This window comes from uncultured Campylobacter sp. (assembly GCF_938045205.1).
GTDB lineage: Bacteria > Campylobacterota > Campylobacteria > Campylobacterales > Campylobacteraceae > Campylobacter_B.
Genome location: NZ_CALIMY010000043.1, coordinates 1 through 1,290, shown reverse-complemented (window position 1 = coordinate 1,290; position 1,290 = coordinate 1). Strand labels below are relative to the sequence as shown.

General features: G+C 42.2%; 4 protein-coding genes. 3 read left to right on the top strand and 1 reads right to left on the bottom strand.

Translation table 11 applies throughout. The features are described 5' to 3' along the window. The first annotated feature begins 57 nt into the window (after positions 1-57). Genes Q0198_RS02690 through Q0198_RS02680 form a run of 3 tightly spaced genes read left to right on the top strand, consistent with a single transcriptional unit; the run spans position 58 to position 901 of the window. Positions 58-399 (top strand): hypothetical protein, encoded by a 342-nt coding sequence (locus Q0198_RS02690; protein WP_297894648.1) that lies wholly within the window; start codon positions 58-60, stop codon positions 397-399. A gap of 8 nt (positions 400-407) precedes the next feature. Next, the gene (locus Q0198_RS02685) at positions 408-662 is read left to right on the top strand and encodes a hypothetical protein (RefSeq protein ID WP_297894646.1); all 255 of its coding nucleotides are present in this window, start codon (positions 408-410) and stop codon (positions 660-662) included. Positions 663-694: 32 nt separating this feature from the next. Further along, positions 695-901, top strand: coding sequence for a hypothetical protein (locus tag Q0198_RS02680; RefSeq protein WP_297894643.1), 207 nt, complete (start codon positions 695-697; stop codon positions 899-901). Between the two features lie 3 nt (positions 902-904). On the opposite strand, the gene Q0198_RS02675 is transcribed toward Q0198_RS02680, so the two are convergent. Further along, positions 905-1,198: a hypothetical protein gene (locus Q0198_RS02675; protein ID WP_297894640.1), complete on the bottom strand. Its 294-nt coding sequence runs from the start codon at positions 1,196-1,198 to the stop codon at positions 905-907. Positions 1,199-1,290: the final 92 nt, after the last annotated feature.

Here is a 1,290-nt window from a genome sequence, read left to right as displayed (position 1 = left end):
TATAGCAATAAACTTCTTTAAAGAAAAATTTACGCTTAGAGACGATGAGGAGCCAAAATGAAAGAGACACTGGAGTATTTAAAATCTAAGCTAAATCTTACGGCGGTAGCGAATACGGCGCTTATAGATCAAAACGGCGATTATCTGATTTTTAGCGGTTTTGAGCGTATCAGCGCGAACGAAACTAGCCTGAAGTTTCAAATCGTTTTAGCGCGCAACACTTTAGATTGCGAAATTTACGGAATTTTAGATGAGATCATGGTGCTTAGCGACAAGCTTTTAAAAGATGAGGCCGCAAGCCGCGCCGTCATTTTAAAAAGCGCCGAGACGCAATTTATAAGCGAGAGCTTATACGCTTATATCTTTGAGCTGAATTACCCCCTAAAGCGGGTTAGATAGGAGCGAGAATGGATCTGTTTAAAAAAAAGACGTTGAAAAACGGCATTACGATTAGAGAATTATCCATCGGGCTGATTTATAAAATTCAATCCGGCATCATCAAAAACGACGATATAGCCGAAATTTTAAAGCAGTGCTGCGATCTTAGCGCAGATAAGATTGAAAACCTAGGCTATAGCGCCGCAAATGAGCTTTATGAGGAAATTTTGCGCCTAACCTACGGCGATCTTACCGCAAGCGACGAGGGTGATAAAAAAAAATAACCTTTTGGATCTGCTACCTGCTAGAGCACGGCTTGGCTAGGGCGTGGGAGTTTCCTTTTAGCTTCGCAAAAGAAGCAATAGAGGGCTTTTCGCAGATAGAGAGCCAGAAACTAAAAGAAATTTCTGCGGCGGTTAGAATTGCGCGCTTCGCGGACGATCGGGCGTTTAAAAAATTTATAAGCGAGGGAAAAAGTGAAAGAAGTGGTATCGAAAGGCTTAAGGAGTTTGCTAAAGCTTGATTTTTACGCGCACCGCGTAAAGCTTATCCCGCTTTTTTGCGACAGCTCGCGCACAAAGGGCTCGTCTTTAGGCGAAATCCTAACTTCGGCTCGCTTTTCGCGGCTAAATTTATCTATATTTTTAAATATAAAAGCTAACTCCGGGCGTCTTAAGCGCTTTTGTGCTTCGATTTTTGCGGTAATCTTTTGCGCCTTTTTGCGCGCAAAATACTCTTTTAACTGCGTCGCTATCGCAAGGCACATTAAAAAGCCAAACAAGCCTTCGCCATTTTTACCTTCGAAACCGAATAGATCCATTTGCTCGTCTCCTGAAAGCATATTATATCAAAATTTAAGGCAAAGCGCATGGCTGATTTGAAGATAAAAATAGGCGTCGAAGAAGACGCCAG

What these genes read in the sequence shown, in the direction of transcription:
- Q0198_RS02690 (WP_297894648.1), top strand. Translation starts at nt 58, where the DNA reads ATGAAAGAGACACTGGAGTATTTAAAATCTAAGCTAAATCTTACGGCG.
- Q0198_RS02685 (WP_297894646.1), top strand. Translation starts at nt 408, where the DNA reads ATGGATCTGTTTAAAAAAAAGACGTTGAAAAACGGCATTACGATTAGA.
- Q0198_RS02675 (WP_297894640.1), bottom strand. Translation starts at nt 1,198, where the DNA reads ATGGATCTATTCGGTTTCGAAGGTAAAAATGGCGAAGGCTTGTTTGGC.